The 22,749-nt window shown below is 40.1% G+C and carries 21 protein-coding genes and 1 tRNA gene; 8 read left to right on the top strand and 14 right to left on the bottom strand.

Annotated elements, in window-relative coordinates; translation table 11 throughout:
- Window positions 1-79: 79 nt before the first annotated feature.
- Together RMY31_RS00445 and RMY31_RS00440 are read right to left on the bottom strand one after the other, a co-directional pair.
- A complete protein-coding gene (locus RMY31_RS00445) occupies window positions 80-469 on the bottom strand; it encodes a hypothetical protein (protein WP_322663085.1) in 390 nt (129 codons plus the stop codon).
- Window positions 470-684: 215 nt separating this feature from the next.
- A complete protein-coding gene (locus tag RMY31_RS00440; RefSeq protein ID WP_322663082.1) occupies window positions 685-1,032 on the bottom strand; it encodes an STAS-like domain-containing protein in 348 nt (115 codons plus the stop codon).
- A gap of 301 nt (window positions 1,033-1,333) precedes the next feature.
- Here RMY31_RS00440 and RMY31_RS00435 point away from each other — a divergent pair, with 301 nt between their 5' ends.
- The 3 genes from RMY31_RS00435 to RMY31_RS00425 are packed head-to-tail and all read left to right on the top strand — an operon-like array spanning window position 1,334 to window position 3,008.
- Window positions 1,334-2,008 carry a hypothetical protein gene (locus RMY31_RS00435; protein ID WP_409877027.1) on the top strand — a complete coding sequence of 225 codons (675 nt, stop codon included), beginning with the start codon at window positions 1,334-1,336 and terminating at the stop codon, window positions 2,006-2,008.
- Window positions 2,009-2,024: 16 nt separating this feature from the next.
- Complete coding sequence (locus tag RMY31_RS00430) at window positions 2,025-2,648, top strand: hypothetical protein (RefSeq protein WP_322663079.1); 624 nt, start codon at window positions 2,025-2,027, stop codon at window positions 2,646-2,648.
- Window positions 2,649-2,651: 3 nt separating this feature from the next.
- The gene (locus RMY31_RS00425) at window positions 2,652-3,008 is read left to right on the top strand and encodes a hypothetical protein (protein WP_322663077.1); all 357 of its coding nucleotides are present in this window, start codon (window positions 2,652-2,654) and stop codon (window positions 3,006-3,008) included.
- Window positions 3,009-3,031: 23 nt separating this feature from the next.
- Here the strand turns inward: RMY31_RS00425 and RMY31_RS00420 are convergent, their stop codons facing one another.
- The 4 genes from RMY31_RS00420 to RMY31_RS00405 form a co-directional block, all read right to left on the bottom strand.
- Complete coding sequence (locus RMY31_RS00420; protein WP_322663075.1) at window positions 3,032-3,988, bottom strand: hypothetical protein; 957 nt, start codon at window positions 3,986-3,988, stop codon at window positions 3,032-3,034.
- Entirely contained in the window at window positions 3,967-4,563 is a 597-nt protein-coding gene (locus tag RMY31_RS00415) for a transposase (protein WP_409877026.1), read from the bottom strand. Before RMY31_RS00415 ends, RMY31_RS00420 begins: the two co-directional genes overlap by 22 nt.
- A complete protein-coding gene (locus RMY31_RS00410) occupies window positions 4,488-4,913 on the bottom strand; it encodes a helix-turn-helix domain-containing protein (RefSeq protein WP_409877025.1) in 426 nt (141 codons plus the stop codon). Before RMY31_RS00410 ends, RMY31_RS00415 begins: the two co-directional genes overlap by 76 nt.
- Window positions 4,914-5,404: 491 nt before the next feature.
- Window positions 5,405-8,422 (bottom strand): GAF domain-containing protein, encoded by a 3,018-nt coding sequence (locus RMY31_RS00405; RefSeq protein ID WP_322666581.1) that lies wholly within the window; start codon window positions 8,420-8,422, stop codon window positions 5,405-5,407.
- A 523-nt stretch (window positions 8,423-8,945) separates the two neighbouring features.
- Between RMY31_RS00405 and murJ the strand changes: the two genes are divergently transcribed.
- Together murJ and RMY31_RS00395 are read left to right on the top strand one after the other, a co-directional pair.
- Complete coding sequence (murJ, locus tag RMY31_RS00400) at window positions 8,946-10,550, top strand: murein biosynthesis integral membrane protein MurJ (protein WP_322666579.1); 1,605 nt, start codon at window positions 8,946-8,948, stop codon at window positions 10,548-10,550.
- A 154-nt stretch (window positions 10,551-10,704) separates the two neighbouring features.
- Window positions 10,705-11,226, top strand: a complete 522-nt coding sequence (locus RMY31_RS00395) for an outer membrane beta-barrel protein (RefSeq protein ID WP_322666577.1) — start codon at window positions 10,705-10,707, stop codon at window positions 11,224-11,226.
- Window positions 11,227-11,429: 203 nt separating this feature from the next.
- Here the strand turns inward: RMY31_RS00395 and RMY31_RS00390 are convergent, their stop codons facing one another.
- From RMY31_RS00390 to RMY31_RS00365, 6 genes are all read right to left on the bottom strand, one after another.
- Entirely contained in the window at window positions 11,430-12,416 is a 987-nt protein-coding gene (locus RMY31_RS00390) for a metal ABC transporter solute-binding protein, Zn/Mn family (RefSeq protein WP_322666583.1), read from the bottom strand.
- Window positions 12,417-13,270: 854 nt separating this feature from the next.
- Window positions 13,271-13,543: a hypothetical protein gene (locus RMY31_RS00385; protein ID WP_322666575.1), complete on the bottom strand. Its 273-nt coding sequence runs from the start codon at window positions 13,541-13,543 to the stop codon at window positions 13,271-13,273.
- Window positions 13,544-13,648: 105 nt separating this feature from the next.
- A complete protein-coding gene (locus RMY31_RS00380; protein ID WP_322666573.1) occupies window positions 13,649-14,683 on the bottom strand; it encodes a WD40 repeat domain-containing protein in 1,035 nt (344 codons plus the stop codon).
- Window positions 14,684-14,799: 116 nt separating this feature from the next.
- Entirely contained in the window at window positions 14,800-15,771 is a 972-nt protein-coding gene (locus RMY31_RS00375) for a GTP-binding protein (RefSeq protein ID WP_322666571.1), read from the bottom strand.
- 149 nt (window positions 15,772-15,920) lie between these two features.
- On the bottom strand, window positions 15,921-16,475 hold the full coding sequence (locus RMY31_RS00370; protein ID WP_322666569.1) for a hypothetical protein: 555 nt from the start codon (window positions 16,473-16,475) through the stop codon (window positions 15,921-15,923).
- A 152-nt stretch (window positions 16,476-16,627) separates the two neighbouring features.
- Window positions 16,628-17,287 carry a hypothetical protein gene (locus RMY31_RS00365; protein WP_322666567.1) on the bottom strand — a complete coding sequence of 220 codons (660 nt, stop codon included), beginning with the start codon at window positions 17,285-17,287 and terminating at the stop codon, window positions 16,628-16,630.
- Window positions 17,288-17,701: 414 nt separating this feature from the next.
- On the opposite strand from RMY31_RS00365, the gene RMY31_RS00360 reads away from it, so the two are divergent.
- On the top strand, window positions 17,702-18,286 hold the full coding sequence (locus tag RMY31_RS00360; protein WP_322666565.1) for a hypothetical protein: 585 nt from the start codon (window positions 17,702-17,704) through the stop codon (window positions 18,284-18,286).
- A 143-nt stretch (window positions 18,287-18,429) separates the two neighbouring features.
- On the opposite strand, the gene RMY31_RS00355 is transcribed toward RMY31_RS00360, so the two are convergent.
- A complete protein-coding gene (locus RMY31_RS00355) occupies window positions 18,430-19,371 on the bottom strand; it encodes an N-acetylmuramoyl-L-alanine amidase (RefSeq protein ID WP_322666563.1) in 942 nt (313 codons plus the stop codon).
- A 552-nt stretch (window positions 19,372-19,923) separates the two neighbouring features.
- Window positions 19,924-20,008: transfer RNA gene (locus RMY31_RS00350), tRNA-Ser, on the bottom strand.
- Window positions 20,009-21,106: 1,098 nt separating this feature from the next.
- Here RMY31_RS00350 and RMY31_RS00345 point away from each other — a divergent pair.
- Both RMY31_RS00345 and RMY31_RS00340 read left to right on the top strand, forming a co-directional pair.
- Window positions 21,107-21,310, top strand: coding sequence for a hypothetical protein (locus RMY31_RS00345; protein ID WP_322666561.1), 204 nt, complete (start codon window positions 21,107-21,109; stop codon window positions 21,308-21,310).
- Between the two features lie 774 nt (window positions 21,311-22,084).
- On the top strand, window positions 22,085-22,369 hold the full coding sequence (locus RMY31_RS00340) for a hypothetical protein (RefSeq protein ID WP_322666559.1): 285 nt from the start codon (window positions 22,085-22,087) through the stop codon (window positions 22,367-22,369).
- Window positions 22,370-22,749: the final 380 nt, after the last annotated feature.

The following is a 22,749-nucleotide window of genomic DNA, read 5'->3' as shown; positions in this document are numbered from 1 at the left end:
CCTGCTTTAACGATAAAAGTTAGTGCAGAGATGGCAGAATGTAAAAAGCAGATTTATAAGGTTTAGATACTCACACTTCTTACCTAACCAAAAGTTTGCCTTGGCTTGTTGCAGCTGCGATCACACCATTATTTGCAGTAAAAACTTTAATACCTGGGACAGTCACATAATCACCATCATCAGTAATTATCTGTGCGACTCCTGCTTTGTCCATCGCTTCCAGTATCAGCAAGTCGTAGCCGTCAAGTAATTGGGTTTTAAATCTGGTTAGCGCCGCATTGCTTGTTTCTTCGCTAACCAAAACATCTGTGCATACAGCACTAGATATCACCTGACTCCAAGCGGTTTGAACTTCTGCTACAACTTTTGCTCTCTTTGTTTGGAAGTTATGACGGTATTCTTTGGGTTTTAATGTTGAAGAAAATATTTCTCTTTCTGTTTGCTCGATGTTGTGTGCTAATTCTGCCAATGAAAGACCGCAGTATAAAAGTAATGAGTTTGCAGAAATGGCTTTGGCAATGTAGGAAGGATACTCTGTAATCTGATAAAGACGAGATGAAATACTGGCATTAGTATATGTGTACCAATATCAGGCGTTTGTATCAACTAAGAAAATATCATTATTTTTTGGAACGTCAGACCGGATATCAACCACTTCAGCCTGAACTGTGTAGTTGACTGACATTACTGGATATTTGCTTGTTCGCTGATAACTTGGTCTACTCTACTGCGAAAATTAGGGTCGGAGTAATACCGCTTTGAATTTTCGATTACAAGTTTAAGTATTTGCTTACCGACTGTATTAAGATTGGAGAATTTCAACAGACGATTGAGGGTTTCTGGCTGAATATCTCGGAGTAATTCTCCAATAGCAAAGTTAAAGAACGGGGAAGCAAAAATTTCTACTCCTGCAAAGTCTAGCTCAACTTCATTAAAAGCTAATAATTCTGGATGAACCAAATCGTACACTTTCTGACCATCGCCAGGTGTAATACAGTTTTTGCCTATTAGGGTTAGGATTTCGTGTTTCATAGCTGCATTTCATCTTAATAGAAACGATATCTAAAACTTTTGTTCTGTGGCTGAAAACCTTTAATAGACTTGTTTCTGCCCCTTCGATGGATGGCCTAGCATAAAAAGTCTGTTTAAGATGTATTTAAAGTTCTTTGCTTTTTCTGATAAAAAGGTACATTTTTAGGATGATATAGATATATAGCATTGCAAAGTGGCTGGAAAGCAACTCGCTAGTCGTGTAGTTATATTACAGTTGTATGAGGAGGTTGTTTTACTCAGTCCTGTGTAATCTTAGCCGTTGGTGAGGGTTAATTGTCTAATGCTCAGTAAAAATGTGGAAGTTAGAGATTTTTCGATTGTGGTGGTGGCGGATAACCAAAATCCATCAATCTTGAATCCTGACTTTTTGAAGTACAACCAAATTGTACCGCCTGACTGGGAGTTGGCAATGCCGCCGATTTGTACCCCTGCTCTATCTCAAGTTGTGTTCAAAAATGGAGTTAATGTAGTAGCTCAGTCTGATAGAGTCACTTTCTGGGAAGCATTAGATAATAATAATCTAGTGTTCCAAATCCCAGACATTTCATGTAAGTATATTGATATCGTTCCTGCTTACGATTATAGAGCTGTGGGAATTAATATAAATGCTCATCTTCTTATAGCAGATAAAGAAGATAATCAAGATACTGTTTTAAATAAATTAATTAGTCAAGGAAAATGGAAAAATTTTCAAGGTAAGTCACCAAATGCTGTTGTTCAATTCACATATCAATTAGATAGTGCTAACTTAATGATTGCTATACAAGAAGCAATTATTCAACAAAATCCTAATAACCAATTAGTAAATGTACTCAACTTTTCAGCCAATTTTCATAGAGAATTAATGAACGGTACTTACCCGGAAAAAATATCTTATGTAAAAAATATTATAGAATATTGTAAGGGTGATTTTGAAATTTTTATTTCTTTTGTAGAAGAAGCTTTTTTAGAGTGATAGCAAGGGTAACAATATGAACAAAATCGCTTGGGAAGATACCAGTCTCAATGGTATTAAAGGGAAGGATACCACTTCAATTTATAAAACAGCAGATCAAATTTACCCTGTTTCTACAACCTACACGAAATGTGTTGTTCCTGTGTCATCTGCTTCAAAAGCTGCTATTTTAAGGTATTTAACTTTTAACCGTGTTTACGACATAAGAGATTCTTCCTTGTTTATCGATACGCGTAAGCAACAGGTTTTTGACTGGCAGAAAAATACTAATGCTTATCAAAGAATTATTCACTTGTCAGATTTGGAAGATAAGTGGGATGGTTATGGTGCTCCTAAATTTTCTAAAGAACAGATTGATTTAGCTCTCAACCTCTACTCTAATTTCCGTACTTACTGTATTAATAGAGGGCTTGATTTTTCAAAGGTTGAACCGTTTATCGCCCCATGCTCTGATGGTATGATTTTATTTGAATGGGCTGGTAAACGTTTTACTTCGAGACAATTAGAAATTTACATCCCCTTAGAAACAGACGATAAACTTGAATACTTAAAGACTGAGGACAATTCAGACATCGAAGGTGAATTCCATCTAGAGGAGTTGTATTCTATACTAGATTGGCTATTTAAATTCGATTGTTGATAAATGGCTGAACTGTATCAAATCAAGCCCTCTGATAAGCTGTTGAGGTGGCTGCATCCAGGTCAAATTCACCCAGAGGAAAATAGACCAACTTCAGCAGCTTTTAGAGATTCTGAGATGTCTGTGGATATACTTTCTCTAACAACAATAGAAGAAAGCTATACCAGAGCTAAAAAAATAGGTAAAAATGCTGTTGTATCTATAAAAGCTCAATTGGTTATGGAAAAAGGTTTAGAAATTTGCCATAAACCAGTTGATGGTAATGATGCTCATGCTGTTGTTTTAGGTAAAAAAACTAATTCCATTTCTAAATTTTTGGCTAATAACTGCGAAATAGAAATTTATCCACCGAATCAGTAGTAAGTTAATTGCGGGTTCTCTCCTCAAAGTTCTCCTTTAAAAGCTTTATTTAAGATAGAAGGTAATAGCGCATCAAGTTCTTTCATGGCCTGCTCTCTGAGTCGTTTCATTGTGTCTACTTTGGTCTGGAGTTCATCAAGGTAGGCGACTATGCGGCGTTGTTCGCAGACAGATAAATCTGAAGGGAAGGGAATATTCATCACAACTTCCTGTGAAATCTTTTTCATAGTTGGGCTTGTTCCCTTTGCTCTACTTTTGATGTAGTCACGAACCAAAGTACTAGCAAGCCAATGATGTACAAAATGTTTATCAGTTTTAGATTCATCAATCTCTAAACGCATCATCAAGTCAGGATAGATACATGGATAGGGAAAACCATTGTAAATTGCTGCGTGTCCTACCAATTCAGGAGTATTGCTTCTGGTAATGAGTAAATCACCAGGTTTGAGCCAGTAATGTGCATCTAGTAAAACAGGTTCTGATGTTCTTTTAAATTCTGTTTCACGGTATAAAAATCCTGTAATAGCACCAAGTGACAAAACGGGAATACCTTGTGGCATATTGTTGCATCTTGCTGACCAACCATTCCTGGGTTTGTTAAGCAAAATATCTGATAATTGACCATTAATAAGAGTATTGTTTAAGAATTTGGTTGAGCTAGCAGCAAGAAGTGCCTCTGTTTCTATTAGTGCCTTTTGACGTAGCGATCGCACTTCCTCAACCTTCCCCACCAGTTCCTCAACCCGCATCATAATCCACCGTTGTTGCTCCAGTGGTGGCGGGAGTTCTGGCAGTTCTTCAAAACTACCATCTTGTCGTTTTCTCACAACTTCTAAAAACTTGCTGATAGCTGACTGAATCTCACTATCAAGCATTGGCACTAAAATCTTCATCAATTTTTGACCATTGACGTTAGGCTGTGCGGAGCCTTCCTTTTCATCTACAGCAGTTCCCGGTGTTATGAGGTACAGTAACAGCAATTAGTAAACCAATTTTTTAAATCTTGAGGATTCATTAAGTTGAGTGCAACTGAGATTACTGTATCAACCATTTTTGTTGTAGTTGGAGCAAAACTGCGTAAAAAAGATTTGAGTTGTGACCACCATAATTCAATTGGATTAAAATCGGGAGAGTATGGAGATAAACAAATAACTTTTGCACCTACAGCTTCAATCATTGGTTCAATTGATGCTAGTTTATGAGCGGGTAAATTATCCATAACTACTACCGCTCCTGACCATAATTGAGGTACTAAAAACTTCTTAACAAATACATCAAATGCTGTGCTATCCATTGAGTTGTTCATTGTCATTAGTGCCACAACTTTTTTCATACTAATGGCTCCAATGACTGTTACCTTAGACCCGCGATAAAATGGTTTTAATTCGTATACTCTTGTTCCCGATTGTGAACGTGCATGAGTTCTGGCTAAACCCAGTATTACTCCTGTCTCATCTAAAAATACTAAGTTATCTGGCTCTATATCTCTGACCTTTTCCCAATATTCTGCTCTGAGCTTTTGGACTCTTGGAGTTGCTGCTTGAGTACTCCGCAATGTTTTTTTTTACGATTTAATCCCAATTTTTGTAAGGCACGGCACATTGCAGTTCGACTCACCCAATTTCCCGTCTTGAATGCAAATAATTCACATAACTCAACTATTGTTGCATCCTGATTCTCTACAACCAGTTCTCTTAACTCTACTTCTGCATTTGTCAGATGACTAAACTGCGGTTTACCTCGCTGTTTAGGTTGTAAATTTCCCTCAAGAAGTTGTTGCTTTACTAGCTTTTGGACTAGACTTTTGCTCACAGCAAATCTGATTGCCACTTGACGAATTGATATTTTCTCCTGAATATGTGCTGCAACTATTTTTTCTCGGAGATCGATTGAATATGCTTTCATGAAAAGATATTATTTTTCTTCTTACTAACTGTACCTCATAACAACGGGAAGTGCTGTACTTGCTGTCTTCTCCCAAAGGGGAGACGCTGGCGCGAAGGCGGTTTCCGTCAATAGCAAAGTGCTGTTAGCGCAGCGAAGCGCGACGTTAGGAGCTTCACCCGTAAGGGTCTTGGGGAGCCACTGCGTTGGACGGGTTTCCCGGCTTGTACCGCTAAAGCGGAACCCGCACGGTAGGGGACTTCCAAATAAAAAAATAATCAATCGCTTGGGTGAGCAGGGGGAGCAGGGGAGGCAGGGGGAGAAGAAATTGGATACTGGTATTGGATGCAGGAATTGAGTAATTTAATTATTGGATGTCCCTAGGATGAGGACTTTAGTCCTCAAATATTCAAGCACTAAAGTGCTTACTACAAATCTATCAAAGCCTTGCCCGAAGACCTTTGTTACAGAGCCAATACATTAGAGAAACTATAGCAGTTTCATCGCCCCTGCTAATTACCGCTAGGAATTTCAATCAAAAACTCCGTTCCTTGTCCTAGCTTTGAGGAACATTTAATGTGACCGTGATGTTTTTCAACCACTATTTGGTAGCTGATAGACAATCCTAAGCCTGTACCTTTACCTGGTGATTTAGTAGTGAAAAAGGGGTCAAAAATGTGCGATCGCACCTCTTCTGGAATACCAAGACCATTATCAGCTATTCTAATTAAAATCTGATTGTTAATAAATTGCGTATTAATCCAAATATTCAAGGGTATTTTTGGGCATAATGTTGATGATTCCAAATGCTGATAGTGGATGTTTTTAAACTTTTCCTCTAAGGCATCAACGCTATTGCTCAGGAGATTCATAAATACCTGATTTAATTGGGCAGGATAGCATTCGAGTAAAGGAATATTGCCATATTCTTTAACAATCTCAATAGCTGGGCGTTCATTATTATTTTTGAGTCGATGCCCTAAAATCAGTAAAGTACTATCCAATCCTTCATGGATATCTACTGGTTTCAATTCAGCTTCATCTGTACGAGAGAAATTTCGCAGTGATAGCACAATCTGGCTAATCCGCTCGGTTCCTATCTTCATAGACTCAAGCGTTTTAGGTAAATCTTCAATTATAAAATTCAAATCACTCTTATCGATTTGTTTTTTAATGTCTGGAAATAAAGAATCATTTTGACGATAAATTTTTATAACATTTAGAAGTTCTTTAATATATTCATTTAAATGTATAAGATTGCCAAAAATAAAACTTACAGGATTGTTGATCTCATGAGCCACTCCAGCAAGAAGTTGTCCTAAGCCTGCCATTTTTTCACCTTGAATTAAGCGGGTCTGAGTTTGTTTTAATTCTTGCAGTGCTTGAGTCAATTCTAGAGTTTGACGTTTGGTTTGTTCGAGTAATTCTGCTTGTTGAATCGCAATTCCCAATTGCACCCCTACTTGTGCCAGTAAATTAATTTCTTCATCTTTCCAATAGCGTGGTTGCGAATTTTGATAAGCAACTAATAATCCCCATAATGTTTCGCCTTGCCGAATGGGAACAAAAGTTTCGTTGCGTGGCAATTTATCATCTTCGTCTGTATCTTCAAAAGTTTCTAGAATTATTGGTTGGGCTTGTGCAACAGGTTTCCAACCATCTTTAAATGAATCTGCTACAAATTTACCGCTCCAATCAGAGTTAAAGCGGTAGATTGCAACTCGCTCTACCTCAAGCAACTCTCGAACAGCTTGAGTAGTTGTTCTAAAAATAGTTTCAACATCCAGCGACTGGCGGATTTTATCAACAGTTGTAGCCAGAAGTTCTTGTCGTTCCATAGCTTTCTCGCGTTCAGTGGCTTCTGCTAACTGGACAGCCTGCATTTGAAATTGCTTTAAATAAGAATCCTGTCTTAATGCGACTCCCAGTTGCTCGGCTATTTGACTTGCAAATTCAATTTCAGAAGATTGCCAGTAACGAGGAGCATCACATTGGTGAATACACAGCAATCCCCAAAGTTCACCTTTCTTTAACAAAGGTGCGACCATATTCGCACGCACTTGAAATCTTTGCAGTATTTGAACGTAGCAGGCTTGAAACTTTTCTTGATAGATGTCAGCGATCGCATTGACTCGACCTTGGGCGTAAAGCGGTGCAAAGTGTTCGCTGAAGCAGTGATCGTACACTTTTTCCGATCTTGCTGAAGTACAACTTGAAGCTACATCTTCGTAAATAAATTCTCCTTCCCAGTCTTTTTGAGGGTCAAAACGAAAGATTCCTACTCGATCTACTTGCAGCATTTGCCGCACCTCGGTGACAGTAGTTTGGAAGATTATGTCTAAATCTAGGGATTCCCGAATGCGAGTAATGACGCTAGTTAACGTCTTTTGTTGTTCTGCTTGGTACTGCGCTTTTGTTAGCAATTCATGATGCCGCAGTACTACACCAATTTGCGTGCCGATTTTGCTGAGAGATTCCACTTCATAGGATTGCCACTGTCTGGGTGAGGAATTTTGGTAGGCAGCGATGACTCCCCAAAGTGTGTTTCCCTGGAGAATAGGGGCAGTTGCAAAAGCTTTTGCCTGGAATTGCTCCAACAAACTTACATGGCAGTCTTTTAATCCTGCTTGATAAATATCATTGACTGTAAATGTCTCGTTATTAACGTAGCGTCCCCCTTGAGTTTGTTGCAAATAAGTATCAGCGATCGCATTCTGAACACCAACTAAGGGAGTCCAGCCTTCGGCAAATGATTCGGCAACAAAGCTACCACTCCAATCAGCATTGAAGCGAAAGATAGCAACTCGGTCGGCTTGCAGCAGCTTGAGTATTTCTTGAGTTGTAGTTTTAAAGATGGTGTCAATATCAAGAGGCAAACGAATTTCATCAACAAGCCGATCGATGACTCGATCGCGCTGGGCTGCTTGAGCCAATTGTGCGGCTTGTAATTGGACTTCATAAAGATGCTTGGCTTGTTGAATAGCAACTGTTAAATGGTCAGCAATTTGGCGAATAAATTCAATTTCCGATTCTTTCCAGTTCCTAGCTTCACTGCATTGATGAATGCAAAGCAATCCCCACAGTTCTTTCTCTCGTAATAGAGGAACAACGAGGTTGGCGCGTACTTGAAATTGACTTAAAATTGCCACATGACAATCGCTCAGTTCAGCCTCGTAAATATCAGCTACTGCTTGTACCCGACCTTGTTGATAATGAACGGCAAATTGTTCTCCAAAGCAATGATCGTGGACTTTTACCGCCATTGCCGAATTCCAACCAGGCTCAACATCCTCAGAAACAAATTCTCCGTCCCAGTCTTTTTCCACATCAAACTGGAAGACTGCTACACGATTAGCATTGAGCAACTGGCGCACTTCTATAACGGTAGTTTGGAAAATCGTCTCCAAGTCAAGAGACTCCCGAATTCGTCCAATCACACTTGCTAAAGCTTTTTGTTGCTCTAGTTGCTCTTGAAGTTGAACCCCTGACAATAAAAGTGAATTTTCCGTGAAATTTGAATTGAGTTCCATTGCTCTGAATTTTGTTTTTTTATAAATATTTTTCATCCCAAACTTCTTTGGTTGAATAGCATCAAAACTATGACAAACTTCCAATTTTTGGAATGTCTAACTATTTCCGAGAAGATGGTTACTGTTATAGTTCCCCTTTTTGATCTCTATTTGTAATGGGTTAAAAAATAATTCTGTCTTCCAGAAAGAGGCTACAAACGCGTCATGGCGCATTTATACAAGAGTCAGTTGTTAGAAGATAAAAGGCAAGAGGCAAAATATGTCTTCCCATCTCCTCTGCTCCCTCATCCTCCCTTGCTCTTCCATCCCTCTGCCTTTCTAGCTAAAATGCATACAATCATTGCCATCTCAGCAATTGAATTTTGAGCGATGCCTTCGGCAAGGCTTCGCCAACGCACTTAAAATTATTGCCATGAGACTAAAAGCTCATGACTAATTTGGCAAATTTAACCTGACAGTCCTGGAGATTTCAGGTTAAATATTCAAGAGATATGCACTCTAGCAGAGTTGTCAGGTATTCTTCGTGACTAATCAAGAGCAAACACCGTCTCGTTCTTTCGCTGGGATTGCTGGCATTGTTGCCGCAGCCACATTCATTAGTAAAGTTGTTGGTTTAGTGCGGCAGCTGGCGATCGCTGCCGCTTTTGGTGTTGGTGCGGCTGCCACTGCATATAGTTACGCCTATGTGATTCCTGGCTTTCTATTAATATTACTAGGCGGTGTGAATGGCCCATTACACAGTGCGGTCGTCAGTGTTTTAGCCAAGCGCAGGCAAGAAGAGGCGGCTCCTTTAGTAGAAACAGTGACAACACTGGTGGGAGGATTGCTGTTGCTGGTGACATTTGCTCAGATGTTCTTGGCAGATGAAATTATTGATTTGGTGGGTCATGGCTTGGATGCCACAACCAGAGGTATCGCTATCCAGCAGATCCAGATTATGGCACCGATGGCTTTATTTTCGGGATTAATTGGCATTGGCTTCGGTACTCTCAATGCAGCCAATCAATATTGGTTGCTCTCCATCAGTCCTTTGTTATCCAGTATCACCGTGATTGTTGGTATTGGTATCATGCTTTTGCAACATGGCAAGGATATTATCAAGCCAGAATACGCTTTTATCGGTGGTATGGTATTGGCTTGGGGAACCTTGGCAGGAGCAATTCTCCAATGGCTGGTGCAGTTAGTTGCTCAGTGGCGGTTAGGACTCGGCACGTTACGGCTGCGGTTTGATTTTAAATCCCCTAGCGTTCAAGAAGTGATTAGAATCATGACTCCGGCGACCATTTCCTCGGGCATGATGCCTATTAACTTTGCTACAGTCCTTTACTTCGCTAGCCCTATCCCTGGTGCTGCTGCTGGCTTTAACTATGCTAATTTGCTAGTGCAAACTCCTTTAGGAATTATTTCTAACATCATTTTGCTGCCGTTATTACCAATATTCGCCAAACTTGCTAACCCAGAAAATTGGTACGACCTAAAATTACGCATTCGCCAAGGACTTTTGCTGAGTGCTGTCACCATGCTACCTCTGGGAGCGCTCATGGTAGCGCTAGCTGTCCCCATTGTTCAGGTAGTATATCAACGCGGTGCTTTTAAGCAAGACGCTACAGAGTTGGTGTCATCCTTGCTAATTTTCTACGGAATTGGCATGTTTGCCTATTTGGGGCGTGATGTCTTGGTGCGGGTGTTTTACGCCCTAGGCGATGGACAGACACCTTTTCGTATCAGTACTTTTAACATCTTCCTGAATGCTGGACTCGATTGGATTTTAGTTAAACCTTTTGGCGCTCCCGGTTTGGTGTTAGCAACAGTGGGTGTAAATTGTAGCTCAATGTTGATGCTGTTGTGGTTGCTCGATCGCAAGCTGAATGGTTTACCTTGGCGAGAGTGGACAATGCCAATTCTGGGTTTGACTGCGGGTAGTGTAGTAGCTGGGATGGCAAGTTACGCGACTTTGGTTGGTTGTCAACAGGTGTTAGGTAAAGAAGGTTTACTAATTTTGCTGTTGCAATTGTGCATATCAAGCTTAGTCGGGATTGTGGTGTTTGGTGCGATCGCCTCATGGATGAAAATCCCAGAAGTGGATACTTTTGTAATTCGTATGCGCCAGCGTTTCTTAAAAAAATAGCTGCCATTTGAATTGCATAGTGAGTTCACCCAATTAGGTGAAAAATTTTTAACCTTACAGGGTGAACCAAGTGCAGGAGGGTGAAAGACCTTTAAAAAGGTGACTCTAGTACTAGAGAACATTAATTGAACTTAATTCTAGTAAAGAGAAACCTATGAAACTTAAAACTTTAGCTGCTTCTTTCCTTACTGTTGCTTCTATTATCCTCTCAGCGGGAATTGCTTCTGCTCAAACAGCCGGAACAGCGGGTACGAACAGTAACTATATCGGTGCTGGTATTTCCGCTGGTGCAACTAGCGGCGGACAAGGTGATGATGACGCTCAATTTGGTGGCAACGTCCAAGGACGCTACGCTATTCCCAATGCGCCTGTTTCACTTCGGGGTGCGGTTTTGTTTGGGGGCGATGCCACAGCAATTATGCCTATAGTGACTTACGATATGCCCATCGCCAAAAATACTAACGTTTACTTCGGTGGTGGTTACTCTTTTGTCACGGACGAAGGTAAAAATACTCCGTTAGGTAATGAGAATGCACCTGTAGTTACTCTTGGTGCGGAATCATTAGTTGCCAAAAATATCATTGCCTATGGTGATGCGAAATGGGGTATTGACGCTTATAAGAACAGCGATGCTGATGCTGTTAGTTTCCAAGCAGGATTAGGCTATCGCTTTTAGAGCATTGATTCAGTAAAGGTGATTAAGCAAAGGAGCCAGTGTGCTGGCTCCTTTAACTTGTGACTTGAGAAAATTTACGTATAATTACTAATTAGACTGCATAGCTTTTTATTGCCTAGACTACAAGATTAGTCATGATGCAGTTTAAGCCCTTGAAAACCGCTCTGCACTGAACCGCATCTCCTCTCACCATGCTTGGACTACTAACGTTCTTTTGCTTTAAATCTTAAGTAAGTCCCTCCCAACCCTTCTACAATTGTGCGTGTATTGGAAACCATCATTTTCTGGTAGGTGTCTCCATCGCTTCTGGATTCCCCAAGTCCATCAGTATACAGTTCTTTTTCTGAAACTTTCACTTCCACCTCTTGAGCTACGGATTGAATTAACTCAGGATTCATTGTCGTCTCTGCAAAAATTGTTGGTATTTTAGCCTGCTGAATGTTTTTCACCAAATTTTTCATTTGTGTAGATGTTGGTTTTCTCCCAGTACTTATACCTTCTATTGCCCCTGCCAACGAAAGACCGTATGCTTTGGCGTAATAACCTAGTGCATTGTGGGTTGTGATTAATTTGCGTTGTTTGCTGGGAATACTAGCAATTCTTGACTTTATCCAACTATCCATCTGGATTAGTTGATTTTTGATTTGGCGTGTATTGTCACTATAAGTTGCTGCATTGCTAGGTTCTAATTTCTTCAGGTTGTTGCTAATTACCTCCACCATACTGATAGTATTCTTGGCATTGTGCCAAATATGAGGGTCAGTGACTCTTCGGCCAGCTTGGCGAAATTGCTGTGGCTTAGGAACCGCAAGTTGAGCAACGGCTATTTTGGGTGTAGAGTTTTTAGTTGCTTTAATTATTCCGATCAATCCTGGTTCAAAATTGTAGCCATTGTAAAGAATCAGATTAGCTTGCTCAATGGCTTTGCGGTCTTCTAAACTTGGTTGATAGACATGGGGATCTTGACCTGGAGAAATCAAACAGGTGAGATTTATGGTATTTTCGGCAACCTGTTTGATTAAGTCACACAGCACACTTGTGGTTGCTACGACTTGGGGCAGATTCTCGTTTATGCTGGTGGTTTGAGTGAAAGAAGTGCTTACGGCTTGATTTCCACACCCAGCAAATCCAATTGTCAAGGCAACAAGGCCAGCTTGTAGGGAATTATTTGATGGTAATTTTTTTGACATCATCAACTCCTGCTAGTTATAAAAATGATAATCATTATTAGTAAGAGATGAGTGAAATGCTATTTCAAAACTTGCTTGGTAAATGCTGAGGTGTTTGCGCGTCCCAAGGTTGCGGGTAAAAGCACAATGGTAAAAAGCGATGCTAGATTCAGTAGTGCTGAGTGAAACACCATAACAAAAGTAAAGTTAGGAGATTGAATAAGGAACTCGCTTCTTTTTCTTTTCGACTCCAGGCGGAGGCTTCAGACCGAAAAACCCTTACAATTCCTTCCCAATATGCTTCATTTTACTCAGCACTGTTTTGGTGAGTGCTTCCAATAAAAAGTGTAGTGCAGGTTTTTACCGTCTGCTGAAGCAATAATTACGCTAAAGGTCGCAAATCAACCGAAATGATCGGGTTAAGGTGTGGAATGTAGTGATGCGGCGTATTGCTCATGCGGGATGATTTTGCAAATCAAGTCGTGAATCTAAAGCAATTGTAGCGGTGGTTTAGCAAGGTGTGAGATTTTAATTGTTGCGAGGGCAAATTAGTTGGATTTTTGGGAAAACTGGCAACTAGTGATAAGAGAGTAGAGGCAGATGAGGGAGAAATAACTGTTAATACCAATTCGTAATTCGTAATTCGTAATTCGTAATTAAGAAAGTCCCATTTAGTCTAGGTTTCTGGGTTTGGATCTGTATCATTATTTTTGGGAAATGGTATAACTCCTATACAGACGCGATTAATGAGCCAGCGCGTTGCGGGGGTTCCCCCCGTTGTAGCGACTGGCGTCGCGTCTCTCCTAACTCCTAACTCAGCACAATAAAGGCACAGCATTGCTGTGCCTCTAAAATATCTATAATTCCTAACTATATCAAAAGCCGACAGATGGCAGCTTGCCTTGTAGCATTTGTAATTTAGCCTGAACGCAACTAGCACAATTGCAACCAAGTCCATCACCGATAGGATTGGATGCCAAAGTCAACTTTGGTGCTGCCAAGTCAGTAGTTTGCTGCGTAGATACTACCGCGATCGCTTGTGTAGCAGGTGCAGATTTTATACTTAATGCTTTGGCTGGATTGGCTATCAATAGTATAGATGCGAGAAACACAGGACAGGCAAGCAAAATCAATTTGATTATCTTCATAATTGACATCTAAATAGTATTGTTGATACAGCATAGCCAATTTATTGACTACCTTCAACCTCGATTACTTAGCATTGCTTAACTTTGTCAGAATCCTTGACATCGTTACATTTTTGACCATAGGAGTAATTCACCTTTTTCGCCGCCTGCGGCTAGAAACTTGTCTTGGGGATGCCAAGCTAGACTGGAAAAACCTGCTGAAACACCTGTGATAATTTGGGATACTTGCTTGGCTTCGTTCCATAAACACAACCAGCCATCAGCAGCAGCAGAAGCGAGAACAAAGCTTTTGGGTGCAAAGGCGATCGCAGCGATCGCATCCACATGATTAGTTAAAACTTGCGCTTCCCAGCCTAAAGAGTCATCTTCTAACTTTTCCCACACTACAATGCCTTCAACACTGGAAGATGCGAGTATTGGCGCACCTAGATTTGTGGTAGCTTCTGACCATGCCAATTGGCGGATTTTACCAGGGAATCCACGCATTACCCAAGGGTCGGGATTGTTCCATTCTAAAACGGTGACGCTGCGATCCATGTTGCCAGAAGCAAGGAATTTGCCATCGGGCGACCAAGCCATTGCTACGCTGACAGTTGGCATAGCCAAGATATATGGTTCTGCATCCCAGTCTTGACTGTGCCAAATCTTGACTCCTTTGTAACCAGCAATAGCTAAGTATTGTCCATCCTTACGCCAATCAATACCCAACACTGACGAGTTATCAAAATTCAGTGTAACGACAATTTCGCGGGTATCTGCATTCCACACTTGAACGTAACGCCCCAAACTAAAAGCTAGTTGGTTGCCAGTGTGACTCCAAGCCAGCTTATCTACCCATACCGGGGCATTTTCTAAAGTGGCAATTAATTCAGTTTCCTGCCAGATTTTGACTCGTCCATCCTGTCCGCCAACGGCTAAAAACTTGCCATCTGGCGAATAGGCAAGGCAGTCTACTGATTTACTGTTACCAGTCTGCAAGGTTGTGAGTTCGCCATCATTCCACAGCACTACTTCTCCAGCGGCGGAAGTTGCTGCGAGAGTTTTACCTTGTGGTGACCAAGCGATCGCAGTTACATAATCTGAAAGCGTCCCTGAATAATATTCTTCAAATTCTTTGGAATTGCTAGTTGTAGAGTTCATAGCTGTGGGAGATTGAGGATGAGGGGGATGAAAGGGATGAGGGGGATGAGGGGGATAATATTATTTGTTTTTTGCTCCCTTATCTTTCCTTGCTTCCCCATCTCCCCTTGCTTGTTTTATGCTAGACAAGCACGAAAATCTTGTTTGAGTTGGGCTTCATCAAGATTGCGACCAATGAAGACTAGTTCGTTTTTAGGAGTTTCGTTTGGTTTCCAGGGGCGATCTGGTCTGCCATCAAATATCATATGCACCCCTTGGAACACAAATCTATTATCCTCTCCGGCAATATTTAAAATTCCTTTCATCCGGAAGATATCTGGCCCTTGGGTACGCAGTAATTCAGAAAGCCAAGCGTTTAATTTTTCTCCATCGACTGCGCCTGCTTCTACTAAAGCCACAGAAAAAACGCTTTCATCATGTTCGTGGGCATCTTCACCTAAGAAATTCGGATCGATTTCTAAAGCGCGGTCTAAATCAAAAGCTTTCACTCCCAAAAGGGCATCCATTTCTAGTTCAGAGTTACGAGTACGGTAGATTTTAGCCATAGCATTCATCGCCCGAATCCGCTTTTCTAATTCATCTAATTCTTCTGGCGCTACCAAATCAGTTTTATTAAGTAAAATTACATCAGCAAAGGCAATCTGCTCTTGTGCTTCGTCTGCATCCCAATGCTGCCAAATATGTTTAGCATCTACAACTGTAATCACTGCATCTAAAGACATTTGTCCTTGCAAATCTTCATCTACAAAGAACGTCTGAATTACTGGTGCAGGATCCGCCAATCCAGTAGTTTCAATTACTAAATGGTCAAACTTATCACGCCGTTTCATTAAATTGCCGATGATGCGAATTAAATCACCACGCACCGTACAACAGATGCAGCCATTGTTCATCTCAAATATTTCTTCATCTGCATCAATAATCAATTGATTATCAATGCCCACTTCCCCAAATTCATTTACAATCACAGCAACTTTTTTGCCGTGTTCGTAGGTGAGGATGTGATTGAGTAGGGTCGTTTTACCTGCTCCCAAATAGCCAGTCAGAACAGTAACGGGAACTGAATTTGTGATTGCGTCAGCTACCATACTCTAAATGCCTCTTGTCCTACCTTATGGATAATCATTATCACCCATAATAAATGTTTTTTTAGGAGTAGGGGGATGAGGGGGACATGGGGACGCGGGGACAAAGAGAATAACTCCTAACTCCTGACTCAGCACTCAACACTCTTTCATTAGCGACGGTGCAGTAGCCAATACCATCCCGAACCTTCACGGGTTAGCCAAGAAGAATCCTCAAATTCAGTATGATTGTCATTTAAGTGAGGATTGTAGTTCGGGTAATCAGAAAAGTCTGAGCCGTCTTGCACGCGGATTTTGACATTGCGACAACTGCTCTCTATTTCAATGGTGACAGTTTCATTGCGTAGACGCAACGCGGCTTGTCGATAGACATCGCCAACATCCGATCTTAAAAGACTATCTCTGATGATACGACGCTTGCTATCTATTTCCTGCTTACTTTTAGAAACACAACGCACTCTCACCAATGAATTGTCATTGGGATTATCCAATAAATAGGGTAGGATTTGGGAATCACGAATTGTACGAGATGGTGTCTCAGCACTTGCTAAAGATATTACACATAGGAATAGCATTGTACTGAAAGTAATAATTCTTCCACCTAGCTTGAAAATACGGAGTGGGCAATGGCGAGTAAGGAGTATGGAAGAGGAATTTTTATCCTGTGTTGTAAACAATTGTTTGTAGGTGCCTAGCTTGCTTTTCATAGTTTTCCTAATGGGAAATAAAGCAATTGCCAGGGCGCTGACCCCGGCGTTTCGACAATTAAAAATTAAAAATTAACGATTCAAAACCTTATACTGTCAACTTTGAAATGACGGGTTCAAATGAGACAATGAGAAATCTGACAACTGACTAATTATTTATCTTCGAGTAGTTGGTTGACTTGTTGTCCACGACGACCAGTTTTAATTTCATAGCGGCGGGTGAGATTATCTTCGTAGTTCATATCTCTGGCAGCGGCGGAGTTCACAAAAGCATCACAATTCTTGCCTTGAACTACTGTCGAAGAACTATTGGTTTTTTCTTCGTTGCGGTTGGTGCGTTGATCTTTAGAATCACTGTTATTTTGGCTACCTTGGCTAGCACCACTGCCGCTAACACCAATACCTAAGAAGCTAACACCACCGCCACCGCCATCATTATGGCTGCGAGAAGAACTGGAACGGGTGCTAGTAGAATTTGCTAGAGCAAGTTTGGTAGAACTGCTGCTGGTGTTGTTGCCTAAGCCAACATCACTACATAGGGCGCGGGGGTCATTTGCCAAGGTTTTTGGATCGACCCAAGATTGATGGTCGCCTAATCCTTGGACTTCAGTATTGCCAACTGGATTACTGGGTGCGGTAGGAGTAGTAGGAGTCTTGGCAGTTCCATTTCCTAAAACTGCTCCGGGAATGACATTCACTGGCTTGAAGATACCAGCAGGTTGAGCATCAAACGGGCCGGCGAAAGCTGGTAATGTAGAGGTCACAAGTGCGGTAGCTGTTAACAAAGAACTGGTTAAGTGGCGAAATTTCATGGTCATGCTCCTAAAGTTTCAGTGTTGTTGTGTATCTTGGGTTTCAACCCCTTCACTTACTCAATAGGTTGACCTTTATTTGTTTATGCACCCTCTGCCCAAATTTTTTTTAAACTGCTGCACAGTCACAGATGAAGATGAAGTTGAAGAAAGGCAGCAGTTAGAAGGAAACAGGCAGTAGTTATTTTTTAGGCGTTGCATAGTTGCGGGATGATTTAGCAACTTCTAAAATTCTCCCCCTGCCTCCCCTGCCTCCCCTGCTTACCCCAATTCATCCCACTGTTATGCAACGCCATTTTTTATATCTTCCCCTGCCTCCCTAAATTTATTCCACTGTTTGTTATACAACACCTGTTACTTCGTCCCTAGAATTGGGATTAATAGGGTGATAATTCTCCGATTTTCCGCAAAACTATGCAGTATCCTCTGGAACTCACCTTTAAATTCTGGGCATTAGCACCCCAAATGTCTATTGTTGATGCTCAAGGCAGTTTGGTTTTCTATGTCAAACAAAAACTCTTCAAGCTCAAGGAAGCAATTACAATCTTTGCCGATGCTGAACAAACTCGTCCGCTATACTACATCAAAGCCGATCGCATCATCGACTTCTCGGCACGCTATGACTTTAGCGATAGCAACGGTACTTATATCGGTTCGGTAAAACGACGGGGGTTGAAATCTCTTTGGCGTGCGCGCTATGACATCTTTGATGGCGACACGACTACTTTGAACATCCAGGAGAAAAATCCGTGGGTAAAAATTGCTGATGCTCTCTTCGCAGAAATCCCAGTTGTGGGTATGTTCACTGGTTATGTTTTCAATCCAGTGTATTTAATTAGCCGAGCTGATGGCACGATTGTCATGCGTTTGGAGAAAATCCCCACTTTCCTCTCCAGAAAATTTATTATCAAAGCGGTGGATCGAATCAGCGATCGCGAAGAACAGCAAATTTTGTTAAGTTTGATGATGATGCTGCTGCTAGAACGAAATCGTGGTTAGACAAACTCAAGGTTGAAGTATGAAGTATGAAATTACTCTAACCTGAAGTGATGGGTTACAAATATCCTAAAACTTAATTTTTCACTCCACTTGCTCTTGAGACATATACGGGTAAGTTCTCACTTCATACTTCTTGAGTCTAACTAACCAATTAATTTTTGCCAGGTCATTCCTCCTACAATCCCATCGGCATCTAAACCATTCTGTCTTTGAAATGTCTTAATAGCTGCTTCTGTTTGAGGCCCAAAGACACCATCAACCTCAACACCTACACGGTATTGCAGATATCTCACAACAGTACCGCCAGCGTGATTGGGTCTGATGATGCGTTTAGCTAAAATCAAATTAATTGCATTCCATGTAGTTTCCCCAGCAACTCTTGTTGCTTGAATCCCGGCAATATTTTGAAATTTCTCTATTGCAGATTTTGTTAACTCATCTAATGAGTTATCTTCTACTAAAGGCTTGCCATTTTTATCAGTTATTTTTAGTCGATTTAAGGATTTTTTCAATCTGAGCGTTGTGGTATCTGTATTCTGCTCATCATCCGGAACCGGAGGAACAGGAGTAGTGGGTAATTTCCCAGTTAAACCTTTGACGATCGCATTAGAAATCGCTTCAGCGTTATATAGATTTACATCCTTTTGGGAATCAATAAAGCAACTTTCTATTAAAATTGCGGGCATACTTGTATTTTTCAGGACAAATAAGTGAGAACCACTCTTAACGCCACGATTAAAAAATCCTAACTTGACAATTTCATCTAATACAGGTTTGGCAATTTGTCTACCCTTGTCACTAGTTGCATATACTTCAGTGCCATTAGCTTGCCCATTAAAAGCATTAAAATGTATCGAGACATAAATTTCCACTCCGTTAGCATTCGCTTTATTGCATCTTTGTGCTAGCGAATCCTTTACTGTATCAGCTCTATCTGGCTTACACGAAATTACTTCATGCCCCAAACTTTTCAACTTAGCTATAACTTTAGTACCTACCTCCATAGTGAGATTATCTTCAAATTTTATTCCTCTAGCTCCAGTATCTGGAGGACAATTATGCCCGATATCAATGCCAAATTTCATATCCTAGTCCTCGGTATATTTGCACCATTTTCAAGATTCCAGTTTCACATATCAAGTTTAATTTATAGCTATTGAAACAAACTTGATGCACATATTGTCTTGAGCAGAATCTTAAATATCGAGTTCATATTGTAACAAAAAAAACTTATTTTACATATCTATATCAAGATTAATAAGAATAGATTAATTATTAAATTAATTTAAAAAAATAACTTCTAGTAAAACTAGACAGCTATGGCACTTTTACATAATTCGATGCTCAATCCAAAAACACTGTCTGATGTAACCGAGTGTAGCAAAATTTGTTAATTCGTGAGGCTACCCTCAACTGATGAAAGTTTCCGCCGAACTGTTCGTAATCATTGAGTAGCGATCGCAGTTATGGCAACGTGGTAAAGGCTCACTTTTCCCAATCTAAAACTGAAGCAATATTCACTATCCTTGAAAAATGCATCAAGGGAGATATTCCTGAATCAAATTATTGCTTGTTCAGTTTTAAAGCTAAGATGCAACTTGAACAGGCTTTTACACTGTTAGGGTATTTAAAAAAAACGGAGAGGGGGGGATTCGAACCCCCGTTGAGTTGCCCCAAAACGCATTTCGAGTGCGTCGCATTCAACCACTCTGCCACCTCTCCAGATATTTATTCACAGATTTGAGTATAGCTTCAGTATTCAAATGATGTGAATTTGGAAACTGCAATGTCTAAAGACAAGCCGTCTTACATGTAAGTATTCCCTGGCCATCATAGCATGTCAACGCAAATCACCATCTTCTTAAGACTACGTCAAACACCACTTGATGCCAGTCCGCTCAAGTCGAGCCACTGCCTTGCGGAGCTAGCGCTGTGCGGAGGATTCCCCGTTGAAGCGATTGGGGTGGGGTTCCGCCCGTTGTAGGCGGAACGCCTTCCCGCAGGATAGGAAGTGGCGTGAGACCCCTGCGTACCCGTTACTGCCTCACCGCCGAGATAGTAAGTGCTTCACCACAGTGGCTCCCCAACCCACAATTTTTTTGCAACTTTTTAGTCTTGCCACTACATTCTAGATACTCTTCTTGCAGTCTTTCTTGTTTCTACATAAAAATTACATAATGTAGTACTTTGTAGTTATCAAACAATACTAAATTGCTGATTGGAAATTCAGAAATCAGCCTTTTGATATAAACTATATTTCTTCTTTTATGCTGAGCGTAAGTAACTTTTATATAACTTTATCTTATGAAATTTGTGCGTTTTTATTGGGTGTTGGACTCGTGAAAACGTTAGGAAGAAAAGCAAAGTGGGATTTAACTTATTTCTGATGAAAGTTACATATTGTAGTGCTTTGTAGCTACCAAACAATACTAAATTGCTGATTGAAAATTCAGAAATCAGCCTTTTGATATAAGCTATATTTCTTTTTTTATGCTGTGTGTAAGTAACTTGTACAGAACTCTATCTGTAGACTTATCGCCTTACACAAAAACTCGAAGTATATCAACTAGACAAGCAAAATTTTATATAAAACATCCTCCTTTGGTATAAAAATTGTGCGTCTTGATAGGATGTTTAACATCATGAAGATGTTATGAAGAAAAGGAAAAAATGGGATTCAAAAAGTAGGAAAAGTGGGTTAAGTGAGTTAAGTAAGAAAAGTAGGATCTTTTGTATAAGCTATTGACAAGCTATTAATTAAACTGCTATTTCTAAATACATCAAAGGCACAAATGCCTAAGTAACTTTCTGGAGGAAATTATGGCTAACGTTAATGGTTTGACACAACTAAACAATCAAGAAGCTGTTTTTGAGGAAATTAATGAGGAAGAATTAGAAGGAGTAGTGGGGGGAGGAATACTCGGAGGAGTACTTACAGGACTAGGAGCACCACAACCAGCAATCGACGCTGTGAAAAATTCTACAGCAACGCTTGTATTTGCGCTTTTAGATATTCTCCTATAGCCTTTCTAGCGTAATTGCTTTGCTGAACTCAACAAATAAATTGAAGTATAGCAAGTGTGATTACTAAGAGATAAAGTGAACTTAAATCAAAACAAGCATAAAAATATTAGCCTGAAGAGGTTGTAGTTTTTATGAAGTTTGTCGACTGAAGAAAATGCTACAAATTCATATTCGTTGTAGCTCAACCAATACCTAGTGTAACCCTAATTGTACACTCCTCATTATCTGTTTGGTAAATTAGTCAGAAGTCAGAGGATTCTGACTCCTGACTTTTCTCATGTCACTTCTGTGTTCACAAATAAACGATTTTTACCAGGAGTTTAAAGTTTGAATTAAAATTTAAGCTTTGAAATTTTAATTGATAATTCACTTTTGTATTCAGAGGTTGTTTGAAAAGTCTTTGGCTGTGATTGTAAGCACTTATTGATCCCCCCTAACACCCCTTCAAAAGGGGGAACTATAATCAAAGTCCCCCTTTTGAAGGGGGATTTAGGGGGATATGAAAGTATTTGATACATCAATAGGGACTTTTCAAACATCCTCTAATGGCAAGGACTAGCCGACAATCTTCTTTTATGAAAAATCGTAGTATTAAACTTGTATAACGTAATAAAAATAGGAACAATTAGAAAAATAAAAACTAGAAAATTGAGGAAAGTAAGTTAAGTAAGAAAAGTTGGATCTTTTTTATAATCCGTTGACAAGCTATTAAATAAACTGTTATTGGTAAATACATCTCAAACACAAATTGTCTACATATTTCTGGAGCAAGTTATGGCTAATGTCAATCGAGTTAGTTTCAAATCTACCTGTAGTCAAAAAGTTATTGTCGAGGAACTGATAGATGGTGAATTAAAGGGAATAGTGGGGGGTGAAACATTGTCTTTTTCAAGTTCAGATATACCTGCGGACGGAACTATTATCATTGAGCTATCCACTGAAGACAAGCAGACTGGAAATGAAAGAACAGTCAAAAGAAAGTCAAAGAAGACTGTGGGTGAAACAACAGAAATAACGGAACAAGTATTGAAGTACGTTAATGGAGTTCAGGTTCCCTAGCTATATAGAGATAGAGCAACAAGATAAGGATGTGTAGATGTGGGATAAGTTGTGGAAGTGTGATGGAGATGGAGAGAAGGGGCGTAGGCTATCGAAGTACCAGCTAGAATGAAAATATTAGCCTGGATAGGTTGCAGTTTTTCTAAAAATTTATTCATTGAAGAGAGTACTGTAAATTCATTCTTCGTTGTTGCTCAAACGATGTCTGCTACAACTCCAAATTTTACACTTCTGTTCTATCTAAGCTCGACTTTATCCAAAATTAAGAACTTATTCTCCTTATAGGGCAAAAACTCTAGCTTTTTGGCAAAAACTTTTTCCATGTCACTGATTCACAGTGAAATCGAAAAAGTAAAACTACCACCACATATAGGTTTCAG

Origin of the sequence: Dendronalium sp. ChiSLP03b, from assembly GCF_034531165.2 — a bacterium.
Lineage (GTDB): Bacteria > Cyanobacteriota > Cyanobacteriia > Cyanobacteriales > Nostocaceae > Dendronalium > Dendronalium minutum.
Note: the sequence above shows the minus strand (reverse complement) of the source record. Positions and strands in the feature narration are given on the sequence as shown.

Excerpts from the sequence above, each read along its gene's own strand:
- RMY31_RS00440 (WP_322663082.1), bottom strand. The coding sequence starts at position 1,032 with ATGAAACACGAAATCCTAACCCTAATAGGCAAAAACTGTATTACACCT.
- RMY31_RS00435 (WP_409877027.1), top strand. The coding sequence starts at position 1,334 with ATGCTCAGTAAAAATGTGGAAGTTAGAGATTTTTCGATTGTGGTGGTG.
- RMY31_RS00430 (WP_322663079.1), top strand. The coding sequence starts at position 2,025 with ATGAACAAAATCGCTTGGGAAGATACCAGTCTCAATGGTATTAAAGGG.
- RMY31_RS00425 (WP_322663077.1), top strand. The coding sequence starts at position 2,652 with ATGGCTGAACTGTATCAAATCAAGCCCTCTGATAAGCTGTTGAGGTGG.
- RMY31_RS00410 (WP_409877025.1), bottom strand. The coding sequence starts at position 4,913 with ATGAAAGCATATTCAATCGATCTCCGAGAAAAAATAGTTGCAGCACAT.
- RMY31_RS00405 (WP_322666581.1), bottom strand. The coding sequence starts at position 8,422 with ATGGAACTCAATTCAAATTTCACGGAAAATTCACTTTTATTGTCAGGG.
- RMY31_RS00395 (WP_322666577.1), top strand. The coding sequence starts at position 10,705 with ATGAAACTTAAAACTTTAGCTGCTTCTTTCCTTACTGTTGCTTCTATT.
- RMY31_RS00390 (WP_322666583.1), bottom strand. The coding sequence starts at position 12,416 with ATGTCAAAAAAATTACCATCAAATAATTCCCTACAAGCTGGCCTTGTT.
- RMY31_RS00385 (WP_322666575.1), bottom strand. The coding sequence starts at position 13,543 with ATGAAGATAATCAAATTGATTTTGCTTGCCTGTCCTGTGTTTCTCGCA.
- RMY31_RS00380 (WP_322666573.1), bottom strand. The coding sequence starts at position 14,683 with ATGAACTCTACAACTAGCAATTCCAAAGAATTTGAAGAATATTATTCA.
- RMY31_RS00375 (WP_322666571.1), bottom strand. The coding sequence starts at position 15,771 with ATGGTAGCTGACGCAATCACAAATTCAGTTCCCGTTACTGTTCTGACT.
- RMY31_RS00370 (WP_322666569.1), bottom strand. The coding sequence starts at position 16,475 with ATGAAAAGCAAGCTAGGCACCTACAAACAATTGTTTACAACACAGGAT.
- RMY31_RS00365 (WP_322666567.1), bottom strand. The coding sequence starts at position 17,287 with ATGAAATTTCGCCACTTAACCAGTTCTTTGTTAACAGCTACCGCACTT.
- RMY31_RS00360 (WP_322666565.1), top strand. The coding sequence starts at position 17,702 with ATGCAGTATCCTCTGGAACTCACCTTTAAATTCTGGGCATTAGCACCC.
- RMY31_RS00355 (WP_322666563.1), bottom strand. The coding sequence starts at position 19,371 with ATGAAATTTGGCATTGATATCGGGCATAATTGTCCTCCAGATACTGGA.
- RMY31_RS00345 (WP_322666561.1), top strand. The coding sequence starts at position 21,107 with ATGGCTAACGTTAATGGTTTGACACAACTAAACAATCAAGAAGCTGTT.
- RMY31_RS00340 (WP_322666559.1), top strand. The coding sequence starts at position 22,085 with ATGGCTAATGTCAATCGAGTTAGTTTCAAATCTACCTGTAGTCAAAAA.